This window comes from Leucobacter sp. PH1c (assembly GCF_000633415.1).
Lineage (GTDB): Bacteria > Actinomycetota > Actinomycetes > Actinomycetales > Microbacteriaceae > Leucobacter.
Genome location: NZ_AYMV01000041.1, coordinates 16,653 through 33,521, shown reverse-complemented (window position 1 = coordinate 33,521; position 16,869 = coordinate 16,653). Strand labels below are relative to the sequence as shown.

14 protein-coding genes are annotated in these 16,869 nt (G+C 71.6%); 5 read left to right on the top strand and 9 right to left on the bottom strand.

Features of this window, described 5'->3' with window-relative positions:
• The 4 genes from U874_RS15570 to U874_RS0112600 form a co-directional block, all read right to left on the bottom strand.
• On the bottom strand, nucleotides 1-1,245 hold a 1,245-nt coding region (locus U874_RS15570; protein ID WP_157834259.1), incomplete at its 3' end, for a hypothetical protein.
• 117 nt (nucleotides 1,246-1,362) lie between these two features.
• Nucleotides 1,363-4,026, bottom strand: a complete 2,664-nt coding sequence (locus tag U874_RS0112610) for a LuxR C-terminal-related transcriptional regulator (protein WP_025134898.1) — start codon at nucleotides 4,024-4,026, stop codon at nucleotides 1,363-1,365.
• Between the two features lie 144 nt (nucleotides 4,027-4,170).
• Nucleotides 4,171-5,358, bottom strand: coding sequence for an HTTM domain-containing protein (locus U874_RS0112605; RefSeq protein ID WP_025134897.1), 1,188 nt, complete (start codon nucleotides 5,356-5,358; stop codon nucleotides 4,171-4,173).
• A gap of 8 nt (nucleotides 5,359-5,366) precedes the next feature.
• Nucleotides 5,367-6,125 carry a DUF5819 family protein gene (locus tag U874_RS0112600; protein ID WP_025134896.1) on the bottom strand — a complete coding sequence of 253 codons (759 nt, stop codon included), beginning with the start codon at nucleotides 6,123-6,125 and terminating at the stop codon, nucleotides 5,367-5,369.
• A gap of 665 nt (nucleotides 6,126-6,790) precedes the next feature.
• Between U874_RS0112600 and U874_RS14885 the strand changes: the two genes are divergently transcribed.
• Entirely contained in the window at nucleotides 6,791-7,471 is a 681-nt protein-coding gene (locus U874_RS14885; RefSeq protein WP_025134895.1) for a hypothetical protein, read from the top strand.
• Here U874_RS14885 and U874_RS0112590 read toward each other — a convergent pair.
• A complete protein-coding gene (locus U874_RS0112590) occupies nucleotides 7,458-9,215 on the bottom strand; it encodes an ABC-F family ATP-binding cassette domain-containing protein (RefSeq protein WP_025134894.1) in 1,758 nt (585 codons plus the stop codon). The genes U874_RS14885 and U874_RS0112590 overlap by 14 nt on opposite strands.
• Before the next feature lie 60 nt (nucleotides 9,216-9,275).
• On the opposite strand from U874_RS0112590, the gene U874_RS0112585 reads away from it, so the two are divergent.
• Complete coding sequence (locus U874_RS0112585; protein WP_025134893.1) at nucleotides 9,276-10,214, top strand: NUDIX domain-containing protein; 939 nt, start codon at nucleotides 9,276-9,278, stop codon at nucleotides 10,212-10,214.
• On the opposite strand, the gene U874_RS0112580 is transcribed toward U874_RS0112585, so the two are convergent.
• Nucleotides 10,138-10,860, bottom strand: coding sequence for a lysoplasmalogenase (locus tag U874_RS0112580; protein ID WP_232755923.1), 723 nt, complete (start codon nucleotides 10,858-10,860; stop codon nucleotides 10,138-10,140). The genes U874_RS0112585 and U874_RS0112580 overlap by 77 nt on opposite strands.
• A 9-nt stretch (nucleotides 10,861-10,869) precedes the next feature.
• Nucleotides 10,870-11,340 (bottom strand): ribonuclease E activity regulator RraA, encoded by a 471-nt coding sequence (gene rraA / locus U874_RS0112575; RefSeq protein WP_025134891.1) that lies wholly within the window; start codon nucleotides 11,338-11,340, stop codon nucleotides 10,870-10,872.
• Between the two features lie 227 nt (nucleotides 11,341-11,567).
• Here rraA and U874_RS0112570 point away from each other — a divergent pair, with 227 nt between their 5' ends.
• The 3 genes from U874_RS0112570 to U874_RS15850 all read left to right on the top strand — a co-directional run bounded on the left by U874_RS0112570 (nucleotide 11,568) and on the right by U874_RS15850 (nucleotide 14,801).
• Nucleotides 11,568-12,239: a TetR/AcrR family transcriptional regulator gene (locus tag U874_RS0112570; RefSeq protein ID WP_025134890.1), complete on the top strand. Its 672-nt coding sequence runs from the start codon at nucleotides 11,568-11,570 to the stop codon at nucleotides 12,237-12,239.
• A gap of 315 nt (nucleotides 12,240-12,554) precedes the next feature.
• Entirely contained in the window at nucleotides 12,555-14,102 is a 1,548-nt protein-coding gene (locus U874_RS0112565) for an MFS transporter (protein WP_025134889.1), read from the top strand.
• A 168-nt stretch (nucleotides 14,103-14,270) separates the two neighbouring features.
• Nucleotides 14,271-14,801, top strand: a complete 531-nt coding sequence (locus U874_RS15850; protein WP_025134888.1) for a hypothetical protein — start codon at nucleotides 14,271-14,273, stop codon at nucleotides 14,799-14,801.
• A gap of 97 nt (nucleotides 14,802-14,898) precedes the next feature.
• Here the strand turns inward: U874_RS15850 and U874_RS0112555 are convergent, their stop codons facing one another.
• Both U874_RS0112555 and U874_RS0112550 read right to left on the bottom strand, forming a co-directional pair.
• Nucleotides 14,899-15,894, bottom strand: coding sequence for a hypothetical protein (locus U874_RS0112555; protein ID WP_025134887.1), 996 nt, complete (start codon nucleotides 15,892-15,894; stop codon nucleotides 14,899-14,901).
• The gene (locus U874_RS0112550) at nucleotides 15,891-16,826 is read right to left on the bottom strand and encodes a DUF817 domain-containing protein (RefSeq protein ID WP_025134886.1); all 936 of its coding nucleotides are present in this window, start codon (nucleotides 16,824-16,826) and stop codon (nucleotides 15,891-15,893) included. Before U874_RS0112550 ends, U874_RS0112555 begins: the two co-directional genes overlap by 4 nt.
• Nucleotides 16,827-16,869: the final 43 nt, after the last annotated feature.

Here is a 16,869-nt window from a genome sequence, read left to right as displayed (position 1 = left end):
CGACGCCGACGCCGACGCCGAAGCGTTCACGTTCGACTCGGGCTCGGGCGTGCAGGAGATGCCGCCGGCCTGGATGTTCGCCGCGACGTCCGTCTTCATCATGCCGAACTCGAGGTTGCCGAGCGCGCCGATGAAGGGAAGGTCGAGCAGCGACACGTCCATGCCGAGGCCGTTCATCGTGCCCGAGGCGTGCGTGCCGTCCTGGGACTCCTGCTTGTTCGTGATGCCCTCGTACGAGATCTCACCGGTGAGGATCGCCGTGAGCGCCTTCGGGAGGATCTTGTCGAGCTCGAGGCTCATCCCCGGGTGCAGGCTCACGCTGGCCGCGCCGCCGATGACCGAGACGGTCATGTCGGGCAGCTCGCTGACGACGAGCTGCGCGCCACCGGTCTGGCCGTTGACGCGTGCCGTCACCTCCGGCCACTGGTCGGCGTTCTGGCCGGCACCCCAGGACACGCGAAGCGTCTCGCCAAGCACCTTGGCCTCACCGAACTGCCAGCGCGAGGTCGCCTCGACGGCGGTGCCGTCGATGCACGCGTCGTCGGGAACGAGGTTCACGCTTCCCGCGGTCTTGCCGAGGGCTGCTCCGGCGAGCGGCAGCATCGGCTGGAGGATCGACGGCAGGAGCGGGATCTGGGTGACGATCTGCGCCTCGGCGGTCGTCTGGTCGACCTGCGCCAGCACGCCAGAACCGGCCCCGACCACCGGAGCCCACGAGCTCATCGCGCTCCCGGTGAGCGCGTTGAGCGAGGCGAGCGGCTGGAGGTTGATCTTGCCGAAGTCCTGGTTCTTCTGGCCGCCCTCCGTGTTCGTGCGCGAGAACGACTCAGCCTTGACCGGCTGCACGGGAATGCCCAGCGCGCCCACCCCGACGGGGGTCGCGCGAGCGTAGGAGCGCGCATCCGGATCGTTCAGGATGCTGCTCGGGATGCCGAAGTTGAAGGCACCGAGCTGGCCGTAGTGCGCGAGGCCCTGGCTGTCGGCGACGGAGATCGACTCGGCGATGTTCGCGCGCGCGTTCAGCAGCGAGCCGAGCAGGCCACCGCCCACGTCGGCCGCCGCGAATGCGCCATAGGCGCGGACGTGACCGCTGAAGTCGCCCTCGAGCGGGGCGGCCTGAGCGGCACCGCCGCTGAACAGGCTCGCCGCGACCACTGACGCGGCAAGCCCGGCAGCAGCAACACGGCGGCCGGCAACCGGCGGCGTTCCCGTGTCGGGGCGTTTCGCCCAAAATACTGAACCCATGCTGTTCCATTCATTCGTGTCGAAGGGACTTCGAACGAAGTCCCGCGGGTGAGGGATGCGGTGAGCGCGGGGCGCACCGCATCCCTCACTGAGAGAGACGGAACGGCAGCGGATCCATTACGCGGGCGGAGCAGATTCTTCGGATCGGGGCTCCTGCGCGCTGGACGGGCCCGGATCCCCGCCCGGGTTCGCACCCCGCTTGTCGAGCAGCACGGGGACGAGTCCGCGCAGCTCGTCGCGCTGCTCCACACCGGCTTTCCGGAGGATCCGGTTGAGGTGGCTCTCGACGGTGCGCACGCTGAGCCCGAGCTTCAGCGCGATCTCCGGGTTGCTGTGGCCCCGGACGATCTTTCCCACGATCTGCACCTCTCGCGGGGTCAGCTCGAGATACTTCTGGGAGAAGCGGCGTTCGTCGACGAACTCGTCGGTGCCGTTCTGCCAGCTGTCGAGGTGCACGCGGAGCTTCGCGGCAAGCTCACCGTCTGCCGCCTCGAGCGCCAGCTCGAACGCGCGGCGGATCGCGCGGCGCCCGTTCCCGTCCTCTCCGCGGCGCAGCATGAGCTCCCCGATCGTGGCGAGCTCGTGGCGATCGTCGTCGCGGAGGGCGCAGGCGAGCGAGAGCTGCAGGCGCAGCAGCGGGCTGTCGACGTCCTCGAGCCAGATCGCGATCTGCCGGAACCACGCGTCGCGCGGTTCGACCTCGATGGCGGCGAGCCCCTGCATCGCCGCGGAGAGCCGGAGCCCCTGCCCCCAGCACTGCTCCGCTGAGGCCCACAGGCCGGTCCCGCTCAGCGCTTCTCCGTGCGCCGCGCGCAGCTGGGCGTCGAGGAGAGCGCGGCTGAATCCGACCCGCTCGCGCGCCAGGTAGCTCACCCGGAGGGCCCGGGCCGCAACGCTCTCGCCCTGCACCACGCGACCCATGCGTACGAGGGCCAGCGCGATCAGGTTGAGCGAGTCCGCGTGCGCCTGGGCGTGATACGTGCGCAGTCCCCCGAACACGCTGATGGAGTCCAGGAGCTCCGGGAGCTCGCGGTAGCGCCCACGCATCGTGAGCACGAGGATCAGCACGAAGTAGGCGTTGTGCAGCGCGTCGAGGTTCAGACCGTTCCGCGCGAGCTCGATCGTCTGCCGCGCGCGCAGCTCGGCCGCGCGCAGCTCGCCTTCGAAGCAGAGCAGCAGCGCCTCGGTGACGAGTTGCTCGCCGCTCTCGGACGTGGTGACCCGCGCGACCTTTTCGCCGAGCACGCGCGCGTGCCGGATATGACCGAACCAGACCTCGGTGAGGAATCGCTTGTTGAGCAGCGCTTTGGTCTGGGCGAGCGGCGCGAACTCGGAGGTCTCGGTGTGCAGATCCGCCTCCGTGATCGCGCCCCCGCACTCGAGTGCCGTGATGAGCCGCACGAACTGCGTGCCGGGGCCGCTCAGTCCGCGCGCCTCGGAGGTCTCCTCGGCGGTCACCTCGGCGAGCGGCTCCCCGCGCAGCTGGCGCATCCGGATCCGCGCGTAGGCGAGCACTGCGGCGAAGAAGTTCTGCGGATCGCCGGATACCGGCCCTTCGAGCAGGCGCGCGAGCGCGATCTCGTTCCCGGGGAGCTTGACGAGCGCTTTCAGGAGCAGCACCGCGTTCTCCGGGGAGGGATCCGCCTGCCACAGCGCGGAGCGCTGCGAGACCTGCCGGTGCACATGCTCGCTCAGCACGCGCACGAACGTCGCGTCGGGCTCCTGTGCGAGATCGCCCGCGCGCGATTCGCGCTGGCCCCGATCGCCGGGTGCGGGCTCCTCGCGCAGCTGGAAGGGCTGCCAGAGCTGCGCGCTGACCCCGTCGAGCGCGCTGCGGCGAGCGCTGAAGCTGTCGATGAGGATCGGGGGCGATACGGACACGCTCTCCGCCCCGGCGAGGAAGTACCGTGCGACGCTCCCCGCTTCGATCAGGCGGTGGAGTGTATCGCGCCCCACGAGCTCCTCCGCGGCGGGGAGCTCCCAGCGCTCCTCGGCGCTCAGCTGTTCGAGCGCGTCGCGCTCGTCGCCGTCGAGCGCCGCGATGACCCCGTCGACGACACCATCGAGCGCGGGGTTCCAGAAGGGCTCCGCCAGGTGCCACACCCCGTCGATCTTGATGATCCGATCCGTGAGGATCAGCACCTCGAGCACCCCGAACACCAGCGACGGTACGCCGCCGGAGTAGACGAAGAGGCTGCTCACCGAGCTGTGGTCCACCGCACCCTGTAGTTTCTTCTCGATCGCGAGCAGCATCTCGGAGAAGGTGAGCGGTTGGAGCTCGATCACGAAGCTCCCGCGGCCGGAGGATCCCCCGAGGCCGGAGGGGGTGCGCTTCTTCCGCCGCGTGGGGCGGCGCCCCACGACGACGGACATGTCGACGCGGGACTGCGCGGTCTCGATGACGCCCCACGAGACCTCATCGAGGTCGTGCCAGTCGTCCACGAGGAGCGCCAGCGGGCCCGTCGCCGCGAGCGCTTTCAGCGTCTGCACGGCAGTGACGATCCCGCCCGGCCGCCCATCTCGGCCGACCCCGATCTCCGCCGCGTGCAGGGCCGCGAGCGAGTGAGGTTTGAGCGAGGGGACCCCGCGCACGTGCACGACGTTCCACTCCCGGTTCTCGAGCTCGGCAGAGAGCGACCGCAGCGCGGTGCTCAGGCCGAGGCCGCGCCCGGCGACGAGGTCGATGTCGTGCCCGAGTTCGAGGTTCATGACGAGACGCCGGATCACCGCGGCCCGGGTGTCTTCAACCCCGCCCAGGGGACTGTTCGTGTCTTTCAGCATTGCTACCCTCCCGGTTTCGCCTCGGGCTCCGCGCGGCGTGCGTACGGCGTGGCTGCTGCACCCGCTCCGGAGACACCCGCCCGGCGTTGCTGTCGAGGAGGCGCGGCGCGAGGTGGCCCCCGATACCGTGCTGAGCGCCCCCGCTTATGTTCTGCGTTCCCCTGCGCTCCCCCATGCAGCACGCCATCGGCGTTCCAACCCGAGCCAGCTCCGGTCGCTGATGAAGATTGCGTCCAGAGCGATCATCCCGAGGGAGAACCAGGGTAGCCCCATGAGAAGACCGATCGCGGCGTGGAATCCCATGATCACGATGAGTGCGATGACACGCGTGAATCGCCGGAGAAGCATCAGCGGAAAGGCGGTTTGAACGAGCACTGTGCCGATGGTTCCGACTGCGACGGCTGGCCCCCACGCGGTGATGAGGTCGCTCAGCACGGGCCAGGTACCGAACTCCATCGTCTGGAGCGGCGCGTACACCGCGATCCCGCTCTGCCAGGGTTCGCCCCCGGCTTTGAAGAGCCCGCCCGCCGCGTAGACGAAGCAGATCTGCACCCCGATCACCACGACGGCCGCGTTGTGCGCGAGAGTCGTGACCCACTCGGGGAGCACAGGCTGGAAGCGCCAGAGGCGAAGCAGGATGCCGCCGGGCGCTCCCGCGAAGCGCTTCCGGCGCCGCGCGTCGAGCGACCAGCGATCCGACAGCGCGCTGAAGGCGAGCGCGATGAAGACGATTCGAGTGAGGTTGTCGCTCTGGTTCTGCACGTAGAGGTTGATGTTCACGAAACCGACCCACAGCAGGAACAGCGGGATCATCACGAGCCGCGTGCGGTAGCCGACGGTGAAGAGCGCAGCGCACACGATCAGGGCGAGCAACACCAGCGTGATGCCGGTCTCGCTCTTCGCGGCCTCGCGGATCATCGCGAACGGCCACATCTCGGAGAAGCCGCTCGTGGGGTACTGCAGCTGGCCGGTCCAGGCCGCACCCGGACCCCAGGTGTACGCGCGCGTTCCGACCTCGCTGAGGGCGCTGCCGAGGAGCGTGATGCCCAACAGGATCCGCACCACGGCGGTGCCGTACTGGGCGTGCTTCCGGTCGAGCAGCCAGTCGTCCACGAAGCGGATGATGCGCACCACCGTGGCGCGGATCGAGCCCCAGATCCCCGCGGCGAAAGCGCAGAGCGCGGCGCAGATCCGGCCGGGCCAGCTCCGGGAGCGCTCGGTCTCGGGGCTGCCCGCCTCCGGCACCGGATCCCCGCCGAGCTCGGGCGCGGGCTCGGGCTGTGACGCGGGCGCGGGCGCGGGCGCGGTGGCGATGTCGTGCGCTGGGTGCATGGGATTCCTCACTGTCCGGACCTCCGCAGCGCGTCGCGGAAGGTGTGGGCGAAGGCCGATTCGGACTGATCCTCGAGCGCGAGGATGCCGCGCCACCCGGTGGACACGATCTGCTCGGCCGGCCGCTCGGCATCCGGATTGTGGCGTTCGGCGAAGGGGATCACGTTCTGCCGGCTGACCTGGAACTGCACGTTGACCACCTCGGGGCCCCAGACCGCCTGAGCGACCTGCGCCGCGTACGCGGAGGCGTAGCGCTCCTGGGAGATGTACGCGGCGACGGCATCGGGATCGTCCCCGACCTCATCCAGCGCGATCTGCATGCGGCCGAGCCACGCGTCGCCCTTGTAGTAGCCGAGGGCGGCGATCTCCTGCTGCTCATCGGACAGCTCCTCGTACGCGCCCTTGAAGTTCGAGGCCAACTGTGAGGCGAGGCCGGCGGCCCGCGGCGGGAACAGCTGATACTGCGCAAGCGACAGCTCCGCAGTCGTCGCGTCGACCCACTCGGTCTCGACCAGCCCGTCCGGGCCCGGCGTGTGCGCGCGCACTTTGAAGAAGTAGTCGCCGTTGATCGGAGCGGGGGCGAACACGCTCCAGCTCTGCCCGTACCAGGGGAGCATGTAGTTCGAGAGCGCCTTCCCCGGGACGACGGTGCGCAACTCGCTGGGCGGCGAGATCCACAGGAAGGAGGCGAAGATATGCCACCCCGTGAGCACCACGGTGAGGAGCACCCCCAGCCGCATGGCGAGCGTGTGCTTGCGGTGTGCCATGGTGTTCGTTCTCCTTCGCTTGCGTCAGTGGGTGGGGCCCGGGCGGCGGGCCGCGCGCCGGAGCACGCACCGGTGGGCGGGCAGGGGCTCGCGCCGGGCATGCTCCGAGAGGCGTCTGAGCACAGCGCCCGGGCCGCACGGCGGGACCAGGCTAGGTCGCGCGCCCCCCAAGCCGGGCACCGATTGCGCGCTTCGCGAGCGATGCGGCACCGCTGCAGTGCGGCGCGGAGCAATTCCCCGTGCCAGCCTCCGCGTTCCCAGTGCGGGTCCGACCTCGGCGACGTGGAGTGCCCGTCGGTCGAGCGGCCCGGGGGTACGGCGCGCGTCTCGCGCCGTCGCGCACGCTCGGCGCGCGACCGCATTCCGCGCTCACCAGCCGGTGCGCGCGCCCGGGGCCGCGGGTGCGCGGTGACTCACACCGGAGTCGCTCCGATCCCCCACTGCAGCCGCGCCGCGGCGCACGGAGAGCCGGTGCCCGTGCCACGGACCGTCGGCGCGTTCTACGCGAAAGGGGCCTGCAGGCCTAGGCTGCGAACAGGCGCCGGGCAGGCTCTCCCGCGGGCAGGGATGGTGCAGGGCACTGGACTACCTAGTGAAAATCAGGCAGCTAGCACAGCTGTTACAGTAAAAACCAATTGCTGAATAGCAGATTGACACGAACATCAATGACGCAGCTGACTTACCTCATTTTGACCCTCATCGGGAACCGGACCCCGCGCATGCGCGAGCTCATCCCGATCCTCGACATCGAGGGGCCGTTCGCGCTCGACGAGCCGGACCTCCCAAGCGTGCTCACGCACCTCACGTCCCTCCTGAACGAGGGCCTCATCGGATCGGACGCCGACGGCGGGGCCGAATACCCGGACGCGCAGCACCTGCACGTGACCGCCGCGGGCGAGCAGCTCCTCCGCGAGTGGATCGACGAGCCCTACTCCCCCATCCCCCGCGTGGATGAGGTCTCCTTCTCGCTGCGCATCCTCGCGGCCGCCACCTTTGCGCCGTACTCCGCGTTGCGGCTCCTCGAGACCGAGATCACCTACCGCAGATCGCAGTTGGAGCTGCTCACCGCGCTCCCGGCGGACGGCGCGCCTCAGGTCCCCGTCCTACCGGGGAGCCCCGGCACTGCGGCGCCCGCGAGCGCGCCCGGCAGCACGGGACTCGCGGCCACGGAGCCGGGCGACGCAGAGGCCACCGCGCCGAGCCAGGCGCTCAGCCGGATCATGCGTTCGAGCCGCGTCACCTCGATCCAGAACTGGGTCGAGGCGCTGACCGAGATGCACCTGCACCTCATCCACGGCAGCTCGCAGTCACTCCTCCAGGGCGCGCAGGCCGCTACCGCTCCGTGACCTGCCCGGCCTCGACGTGCCACCGGCGGTCGAGGCGAACCGTCTCGAGCATGCGGCGGTCGTGCGTGACGAGCAGGAGCGCGCCCGTGTAGCTCTCGAGCGCCTGCTCGAGCTGCTCGATCGCGGGCAGGTCGAGGTGGTTCGTCGGCTCGTCGAGCACGAGCACGTTCACGCCGCGCGCCTGGAGCAGCGCGAGGCCAGCGCGGGTGCGTTCCCCCGGGGAGAGCTCGCCGCAGGGCCGCAGCACGTGGTCGGCCTTGAGGCCGAACTTCGCAAGCAGCGTGCGCACTTCGCCGGAGGCGAGCTCGGGCACGAGCGCCTCGACGGCTTCGGCGAGCGGCTGCTCGCCCGCGAAGAGCGAGCGGGCCTGGTCCACCTCGCCGATCGCCACCGAGGTGCCGAGCGCCGCGGCGCCCGCGTCCGGTGCCCGGCGGCCGAGGAGCAGGGCGAGCAGTGTCGACTTGCCGGCGCCGTTCGGGCCGGTGATGCCCACCCGCTCCCCCGCGTTCAGTTGCAGCGAGACGGGGCCGAGCGTGAAGTCGCCCTGCCGCACGACGGCTTCGTTGAGGGTCGCAACCACAGCGCTCGATCGGGGCGCGGCACCGATCGTGAACTCGAGCCGCCACTCCTTGCGGGGTTCCTCCACCTCCTCGAGGCGACGGATGCGGCTCTCCATCTGGCGCACCTTCTGGGCCTGCTTCTCGCTCGACTCGGTGGCCGCGCGGCGCCGGATCTTGTCGTTGTCGGGCGACTTGCGCAGGGCGTTGCGAGTGCCCTGGCTCGACCACTCGCGCTGCGTGCGGGCGCGGGCGACGAGGTCGGCCTTCGTCTCGGCGAACTCCTCGTACGCGTCGCGCTGGTGCTGCCGCACGATCTCGCGCTCCTCCAGGTAGGCCTCGTAGCCGCCGCCGTAGATCCGGTTCGAGTGCTGCGCGAGGTCGAGTTCGAGCACGCGGGTCACGCAGCGGGCGAGGAACTCGCGGTCGTGGCTCACGAGCACGGCGCCGCCGCGCAGCCCCTGCACGAAGCGCTCAAGCCGTTCGAGGCCGTCGAGGTCGAGGTCGTTCGTGGGCTCGTCGAGCAGCACGATGTCGAAGCGCGAGAGCAGGAGGGCGGCGAGGCCCACGCGGGCCGCCTGCCCGCCGGAGAGGGAGGTCATGAGCGAGTCGGCGGAGACGCTCGCGGGCCCGGATCCGGAGCCAGCACCGGATCCCGAATCTGCGCCGGATCCCGAGTCTGGGCCCGCTCCCGCGCCTGCGCCGGATCCCGCGCCCGGGCCGCCGAGGCCGAGCTCGGCGAGGACGCCGGGCAGCCGCTCCTCCAGATCGGCGGCGCCGCTCGCGAGCCAGCGCTCGAGCGCGGCCGAGTAGACGTCGGCGGGGTCCGCGCCGCCCAGGGTCGCGGCCGCGGGATCGCCGAGGGCCGCGGCGGCGGCGTCCATGTCCTCGGTGGCCTGGGCGCACCCCGTGCGCCGCGCCACGTACGCCGCGACGGTCTCGCCCGCCACGCGCTCGTGCTCCTGCGGCAGCCACCCGACGAAGGCATCGAGCGGGGCGAGGTGCACGGCGCCCGCCTGGGGCGGCAGCTCGCCCGCGAGGATCCTCAGCAGCGTCGACTTCCCGGCGCCGTTCACCCCGACGACGCCCACCACGTCGCCGGGTGCGACCGTGAGGTCGAGATCCTCGAAGAGCGTGCGGTGCGCGTAGCCGCCCGCGAGCCCCTGAGCCACAAGAGTTGCCGTCATAGCACCCAGCCTATGGGAGGAGCCGTGCGCATCCGCCGAGCCCGCGAGTACGCTGGAGGCATGAGCGACCTCCGAGATTCCGGCGATGCGTGGGTCACTGCTGAGGACGGCGGCCGTTACTGGGGCCGCTTCGGCGCCGCGGGCCTCCTCGCGTACGACCGCGCCCGGAACGCCATCCTCATGCAGCACCGCGTCACGTGGAGCGATCACGGCGATACCTGGGGCATCCCGGGCGGCGCCCGGCACGCTGACGAGACGCCGATCGCCGCGGCGCTCCGCGAGTCGCAGGAGGAGGCGGGGGTGCCGGATCACTCGATGATCCCGCGCTTCACGCACGTGCTCGACCGCGGCGGCTGGAGCTACACGACGCTGATCGCGGATGTCGCGGTGCCGTTCGAGCCCGAGATCACCGACCCGGAGAGCCACGCGCTCGAGTGGGTGCCCGTCGATGAGGTCGAGAACCTCACCCTGCACCCCGCGTTCGCGAGCAGCTGGGCGCTCCTGCGCCCGCTCGTCGGGGGCACCCCGACCGTGATCGTCGACGCCGCGAACGTGATCGGCGCCGTACCCGACGGCTGGTGGAAGGACCGCCGCGCGGCGGCCGTGCGGCTGCGGGACCGGGTGGACGCGTTCGTTGCGAACGGCAACGGGATCCGCGCCGGCTTCCTCGATCTCCCCGACACCCGGGTGGCGGGCCTCGCGCAAGCGTTCCCCGAGTGGGTGCTCGTCACGGAGGGCATCGCGCGCGGGATCGGCGACGGCGCGCACGTGCGCGTGGTCGACGCCCCCGAGGTCGGCGACGACGCGATCGTCGCCGAGGTGGATCGGGTGGCCGAGCAGGGCGCGATCGTCACCGTGGTGACGAGCGACGCCGAGCTGAAGGTGCGGGTGCGCGTCGCGGGGGCCGCGACCACCCGGGGCGTCAAGAAGCTGCTGAGGGTGCTGCCGGAGCTGCCGGAGCGGCCGACGGACGCGCCGCCCGCCGCCGCAGCGCCGTAACGATCCCGGCGGCGATGAGCCCCTGGCCGAGCGTGTAGGTGAGCATCACCATGCCGCTCGTCCAGTCCGGCATCACCTCGGGGAGGAAGATGCGGAACGACAGGATCGCGTCGGAGACGAGGAACCAGGCCCCGCCCCACGCGATCACGGGCCCGCAGCGCGACGCCATCGCCGCCGTGCCCGCGAGCAGCAGGCCGTAGATCATCACGGGCACAGTGAGCGCACCGGTGTGCGGCACGAGGACCGCGATCATCACGACGTAGGCGACGGCGTAGGCGAGCGCCCAGAGGGGAATGCGCCGCACCGCGACGCCGCGCGCCCGCCACATGAGCAGCAGGTAGCCCACGTGCGCCAGGCCGAAGCAGAGCAGCATCATGGGGAGCTCGTCTGCGAACATCGGGAAGAACGTGGCGGATCCGTCGCCCAGCCAGGAGCCGATGATCGACGCGATGAGCAGCGCGATCACGCCCCGCGGCCAGGGCGTGATGCCGCGCGCCGCCCAGAGTACGCCGAGCGCGAGCGCCGGCATGAGCAGGAGCTTTGTCGGCGCGTCGATGGGGTGCTCGAGGAACCGGGCCGTGACGTGCACGACCGAGATCACGATGTAGGGAACGAAGGGCAGCGCTGCCCGCATTCGAGTGCTCACACCGCGATCCTAGTGCTCGACGAGGATCCCGTCTTCATCGCACCAGACCTGCGCGCCGGGGCGGAACGTGACGCCGGCGATCTCCACCGGGACGTCCTGTTCGCCAGCGCCGGTCTTCGTCGACTTCGCGGGGTTCGATCCGAGCGCCTTCACGCCGAACGGCAGCGTACCGATCGCGACGCGGTCGCGGATCGCGCCGTTCACGATGAGCCCCGCCCAGCCGTTGTCGACCGCGAGGCCGGCGATCACGTCGCCCACGAGCGCCGTCGCGAGCGAGCCCGCCCCGTCGATGACGAGCACGGCACCATCGCCGGGCGTCGAGAGCACCTGCTTGAGCAGGGCGTTGTCCTGGAAGCAGCGGACCGTGCGGACCACGCCGGTGAAGCCGCTCATGCCGCCGATGTTCTGGAACTGCAGCGCTACCGACTGCAGCTCGTCACCGCGCTCGTCGTACAGGTCGGCCGTACTGATCTGAGCCATTGTGCGTTTCCTCCTTGGGGCCGGACCACCACACGGCGGTCGGCCAGGATCCACGCTATCTGTATCCGCCGACGAACGGCACGGGATTGCATGAAACTGTCATCTTGCGCACCGGGGCCCGGTAATGTACAAAAGTACATGTACATAAGTACATCAAGCTTCGGCGCGAGCCCAGGCATGATCCCAGGCACGACCCCAGGCACGCGCGGGCAGGAACGGAGGACGCCATGTCGGAGACGCATCCGCAGACCGCGGCGCCCACCGCCGCGCCTGCGCCCACCGCCGCACCCGCAGCCGCGCCCGCACGCACCGCCGCGCCGCGCCGCCGCGATCCCGAGGGTCGCCGCCGCGCGATCCTCGACGCTGCGACCGCGCTCGTCGCCGAGCACGGGGTCGCTGCGCTCACGCACCGGGCGATCGCCGCCCGCGCCGGGGTGCCCCTCGGCTCCACGACCCAGCACTTCGCATCGATCGACGAGCTCCGCGAGGCCGCGCTGCAGCAGCTGGCCGACGAGATCGACGAGGCGCTCAAAGCCATCGAACCGTTCGTCGCCGAGATCACGGAGGATCCGAGCCGCGCCGTCACGGAGATCCTCGCGTTCCTCCACGACCGACGGGCCGTCCACGCGGAGATCGCCCTCATCACGAGCGGCACGACCGATCCCCGCGTCCGCGCACTCGCGCTGCGCTGGAACGACCGCCTCATCGAGATGCTCACCGACCACATCGGCCGCCCCGCTGCCGTCGCGCTCTCCGTGTACCTCGACGGCGCCACGGTGCACGCGGGGCTGCGCGAGGAGCCCCTCTCCCGGGAGGACCTCACCCGCGCGTTCCTCGCCCTGAGCCACCTGCCCGAGACCCCCGAACTTCGACGAACTTCGGGCCCCGCGCACCCCTAGCCGCAGGCCGTTCCCCGCGAACGTTCCCGCGGCCCGCGCGAGGGCCCGCCCCGCCGCTGCACTCCGCAGCACGGCGCGCACCGCGCCACTCGCCCGACGGCATCACCGCCGCTCGGCACCACCGCCGCTCGGCACCACCGCCGCTCGGCATCACCGCCGCTCGGCACCACCGCCGCTCAGCGCCGCGGGCCTCGGATCCTGGGCTCCGCCCGAACCTCGTTCGGGCCCGCCTGGCCCCACACGGGCCCGCCCGGCCCCACTCGGGCCCCACCCCACGTTGTACCCAACGCTCCACTCCCAGAAAGGCAGGAGACCATGTCCCCCCATCCCGCACCCCAGGCGCCCCCGCAGCAGTTCAGCCGCGGCCGCCGCTGGGCGGCTCTCGCGGTGCTCACGGCCAGCCTGCTCGTGATCACCATGGACATGACGATCCTGAACATCGCGCTGCCCGAAATGGCGGCCGAGCTGCACCCCTCGTCGGATCAGCAGCTCTGGATCATCGACGTCTATTCCCTCGTGCTCGCGGGCCTCCTGGTCTCGTTCGCCGCGATCGCCGACCGCTGGGGCCGCAAGCGCATGCTGCTGCTCGGCTACACGATCTTCGGCGGCGCCTCGCTGCTCATCCTCTTCGCGAACAGCGCGGAGGGCGTGATCGGGATCCGCGCGCTGCTCGGCGTCGGCGGCGCCATGATCATGCCGATCACGCTGTCGCTCATCCGCGTGATCTTCGCCGACCCCAAGGAGCGCGCCACCGCGCTCAGCATCTGGGCGGCCGTGTCGAGCCTGGGCGCGGCCGTCGGCCCGCTCATCGGCGGCGTGCTGCTCGAGCACTTCTCGTGGCACGCGGCGTTCCTCATCAACGTGCCGCTCATGCTCGCGGGCGTGATCGCGGGGCTCTGGATTCTCCCCGAGTCGCGCGTCGCGCACCCGGGCCGCTGGGACGCGATCGCCGCGATCCTCTCCCTCGTGGGCATGACGCTCCTCGTGTGGGCCATCAAGACCTTCGGCAAGGAGGCGAGCTTCCTCGTGCCCGAGGCGCTCATCGCCTTCGCCGCGGGCGCTGCGCTGCTCGCCTGGTTCGTGGTGCGCTGCATCCGCAGCGACGCCCCGCTGCTCGACCTGCAGCTGTTCCGCAATCGCGAGTTCTCGGCCGGCATCCTCGCGGCGCTCGGCTCGACGTTCGCGATGATCGCCGCGCTGCTCCTCATCGCGCAGTGGATGCAGCTCGTCGACGGCGCCTCGCCCGTCGAGGCCGGAATCCGCCTGTTCCCGATCGCGATCGCCGGCGCCATCGCGTCGCTCTCCGCACCGCCACTCGCGCGGCTCATCGGGGCGCGCGCGGTGCTCGCGGGCGGGATCGGCTTCGCCGGGGTCGGCATGCTGCTCGTCGGCGTCCAGCCGGGCACGCTCACCATCACGACCGTGATCATCGCGCTCGCGCTCGTCGGTGCGGGCAGCGGTTCGCTCGCGATCGCCTCGGCGATGATCATGCACGGCTCCCCCGAGGAGAAGGCGGGCAACGCCGGGGCGCTCGAGGAGACCTCCTACGAGTTCGGCGCCGTGCTCGGCGTCGCGATCCTCGGCAGCATCTCCGCGCTGCTCTACCGCGCGGAGTTCCTCGCCTCGGACGCGCTCGCTGGCGTCGATCCGAAGCTGGGCGCGCAGGCGCAGGAGTCGCTCGGCGCGGCCGTCTCGATCGCGGATCAGCTGGGCATGCCCGAGCTCGCATCGGAGGCCGGGGTCGCGTTCACCCACGCGCTGCAGGCGACGGGGATCGCGGGCGCGGTCATCATGTTCGCCGTCGCCACCGCCGTGTTCCTCATCGCGCCGAAGGGCACGGACCTCTCGAAGGTCTCGCACTAGGCGGCGCGTCAGGGTTCCCCCGGGGGCCGGGTGGGGCGGGACAGTACTCAGGTACGAGCCGCCCGGCACCCCGGGGGGACGCGCAGCACCGGGGTGCCGCAATACCTTGGAAGCATCAGGACGGGATGGCAGCCACCCTCCCCGACAACCGCTCGAAAGGAGAGCACCATGACCACCACCGCGATCCTCCCCGGCACCGCCCCCACCACGGTCGACGCCGCTGCGGACCAGACGATCGTCATCCCCGCAGGCGAGGCCGCGCTGGCGGCAGCGACGGATGCCGCGCCCCAGACCGGCGGCGCACCGCAGTTCGGTGCGGCACCCCAGGCGGGCGCCGAGCAGGCCCCGTTCTCGGGCGGCTACGCCCCCGGCGCCCCGACCGGCGCACCGGGCTCCCCCGCGGGGTCGGTCCCCGCGTCCTCGGCCCCCGCCGAGGAGGGCGACAACGGCCGGGTCTTCGCGATCGTCGGCTTCGTGCTCGGCATCGCGTCGATCGTGAGCAGCTGGACCTTCATCGCCCCGATCGCGGGCCTCGTGTTCAGCATCCTCGCGCTGCGTCGCCGCACCACCGAGCGCACGCTGGCGCTCTGGGGCGTGTGGCTCAACGGGATCATGCTCGGCTTCACGGCGCTCGGGATCCTGATCGGGATCATCGCGCTCGGCTTCGGCCTGATCGTGCTCCCCTTCGCCTGGTTCTAGGCGGCACCTGGCCCGCGCGGCCCGAGCAGTCGGGAACGGCCCGGATCACCACTCGCTGGTGGCCCGGGCCGTTCCGCGTTCCGAGGCGGTGGCCCCGCTAGCGGGCAGCCGGGCGCACGTAGCGGTGCACTGGGTGCGCGGAGGGGGCGCCGCTCCAACCACGGCGGGTGGGCTGCTCAGCAAGCCCCGCCTCGGCCAGCGCCGCGCGCACGCGGCGCGACAGCGGGGGCAGGCCCGCGAGCAGCCCCGGCAGCGGCCGGGCGATGCCGACGAGCAGCGAGATACGCCGCTCCCCCGCGCGGAGTTCGAGCCGGGCCCCGTCGCCGGACGCGCACCACACGAGCTCGTCGAGCGCCCGGAGCGGCAGGACGATGCGCTCGTCGGGCGCGCGCAGCTCGATGCACTCGCCCACGAAGGCCACGCGGTACTCCCGGCCCCGCGCGCGCAGCGCCGCGCGGGCGACGAGCACGATCGGCAGCACGATGCCGATGCCGAGTACGAGCAGGACAAGCTTCGGCGCCCACCACCAGAGCACGGGCTCGGCGAAGACGAACACCGCACCCAGCGCGATGACGAGGACGGCGCCGACCGCAGCGAGCACCCACCCGTAGGCGCGGCGGGTCATGGGCACCGCGGTGAACCGCGCCTCGGCGCCCCGCGCGAGGGCCTCCCACCCGGGCGCCGGGAGCTCCCGCCGGTCCCGGCTCGGGATCGCCGCGACAGCGCGGGCGAGGAGCAGCAACCACACAACACCCGCGAAGCTCACGAGTGCCATGCCGAACACCGGGGCGACGGCGACCACCGGCTGCGGCGCCCAGCCGCGCAGCCACGCCATGATCCGAGGCAGCTCGGGCACGACGAACACCCCGACGAGCCCGAGCGCCGCCGCGAGCGCCGGGTGCAGCACGAGGTCAGCGCGCGGCGGCAGGAGCCTGCGGGAGGCCCCGAGCACCGCGTAGGCGAGGAAGAACCCGGCGAGGAGCCCGGAGACCACGGGGCCGAAGGCCGTGCCGTCGCCGACGAGCGCCCACGGGACGGCGACCGCGAACGCGAGGATCGCCCAGCAGAGCGGCGAGCGCAGCGCGCGCGTCACCCCGCGCTCCCGGCGCCGGGCGCACCGGGCGCACCGGGCTGCTCGGGCTCCGGCGGCTCAGGATCCGGTTCGCGCGGCGGGTACACCCAGGTGACCATCACGACGGAGATGATCATGAGCAGGAACCAGGCGATCAGCTTCTGCGGCGAGACCAGCTCCCAGCCGCCCTCCTGGTGGGGGTAGAGCCAGGCGCCGCCCCAGGTGGCGATGTTCTCGGCGAGCCAGATGAACACCGCGACCCCGAGGAACACGAGAAGCAGCGGGGCACGGAGGGTCACGCGGTACAGGCGGAAGTGCATCACGGTGCGCCACCAGAGCAGCGCGACGGCGGCGAGCAGCACCCAGCGCAGATCGACGATGAAGTGGTGCGTGAAGAAGTTCGCGTAGATGGCCGCGGCGACGAGCGTCGTCGCCCAGACGGGCGGGTAATGGGAGAAGCGGAGCCCGTGCAGGCGGTAGACGCGCACCATGTACGAGCCGACTGCGGCGTACATGAATCCGCTGAAGAGCGGCACCGCGCCGATGTGGAGCACGCCGGCCTGCTCGTACGACCAGGAGCCCACGTCGGTCTTGAACAGCTCCATCGCGGTGCCCGTGAGGTGGAAGAGCACGATCACCCAGAGCTCGCGCCCGCTCTCCAGCTTGAACACGAGCATCCCGACCTGGATCAGGATCGCGGCGATGGTGAGCGCGTCGTTGCGGGCGAGCGCCGCGTCGTCGGGGTACCAGAGGCGCGCCGCGACGATCACGGCGAGGAGCAGGGCGCCGAAAACGCACGCCCACGCCTGCTTCAGGACGAAGACGACGCACTCGACCAGCACGGCGCGCGCCCCGCGGGCGGGTGCGTCGGCGAGCAGGCGGTGCGCCGCGCGGTCGATCGCCCGCTCGAGCGGGGTGAGTGTGCGGGCGGCGCCCGGGCGGTCCTGTTGCATCCGCTCAGCGTAGAGCAGCCTGGCTGGGGAGCACCAAAACGCC

Excerpts from the sequence above, each read along its gene's own strand:
- rraA (WP_025134891.1), bottom strand. The coding sequence starts at position 11,340 with ATGGCTCAGATCAGTACGGCCGACCTGTACGACGAGCGCGGTGACGAG.
- U874_RS0112590 (WP_025134894.1), bottom strand. The coding sequence starts at position 9,215 with ATGACGGCAACTCTTGTGGCTCAGGGGCTCGCGGGCGGCTACGCGCAC.
- U874_RS0112605 (WP_025134897.1), bottom strand. The coding sequence starts at position 5,358 with ATGCACCCAGCGCACGACATCGCCACCGCGCCCGCGCCCGCGCCCGCG.
- U874_RS15850 (WP_025134888.1), top strand. The coding sequence starts at position 14,271 with ATGACCACCACCGCGATCCTCCCCGGCACCGCCCCCACCACGGTCGAC.
- U874_RS0112550 (WP_025134886.1), bottom strand. The coding sequence starts at position 16,826 with ATGCAACAGGACCGCCCGGGCGCCGCCCGCACACTCACCCCGCTCGAG.
- U874_RS0112565 (WP_025134889.1), top strand. The coding sequence starts at position 12,555 with ATGTCCCCCCATCCCGCACCCCAGGCGCCCCCGCAGCAGTTCAGCCGC.
- U874_RS0112610 (WP_025134898.1), bottom strand. The coding sequence starts at position 4,026 with ATGCTGAAAGACACGAACAGTCCCCTGGGCGGGGTTGAAGACACCCGG.
- U874_RS0112570 (WP_025134890.1), top strand. The coding sequence starts at position 11,568 with ATGTCGGAGACGCATCCGCAGACCGCGGCGCCCACCGCCGCGCCTGCG.
- U874_RS0112585 (WP_025134893.1), top strand. The coding sequence starts at position 9,276 with ATGAGCGACCTCCGAGATTCCGGCGATGCGTGGGTCACTGCTGAGGAC.
- U874_RS0112600 (WP_025134896.1), bottom strand. The coding sequence starts at position 6,125 with ATGGCACACCGCAAGCACACGCTCGCCATGCGGCTGGGGGTGCTCCTC.
- U874_RS14885 (WP_025134895.1), top strand. The coding sequence starts at position 6,791 with ATGACGCAGCTGACTTACCTCATTTTGACCCTCATCGGGAACCGGACC.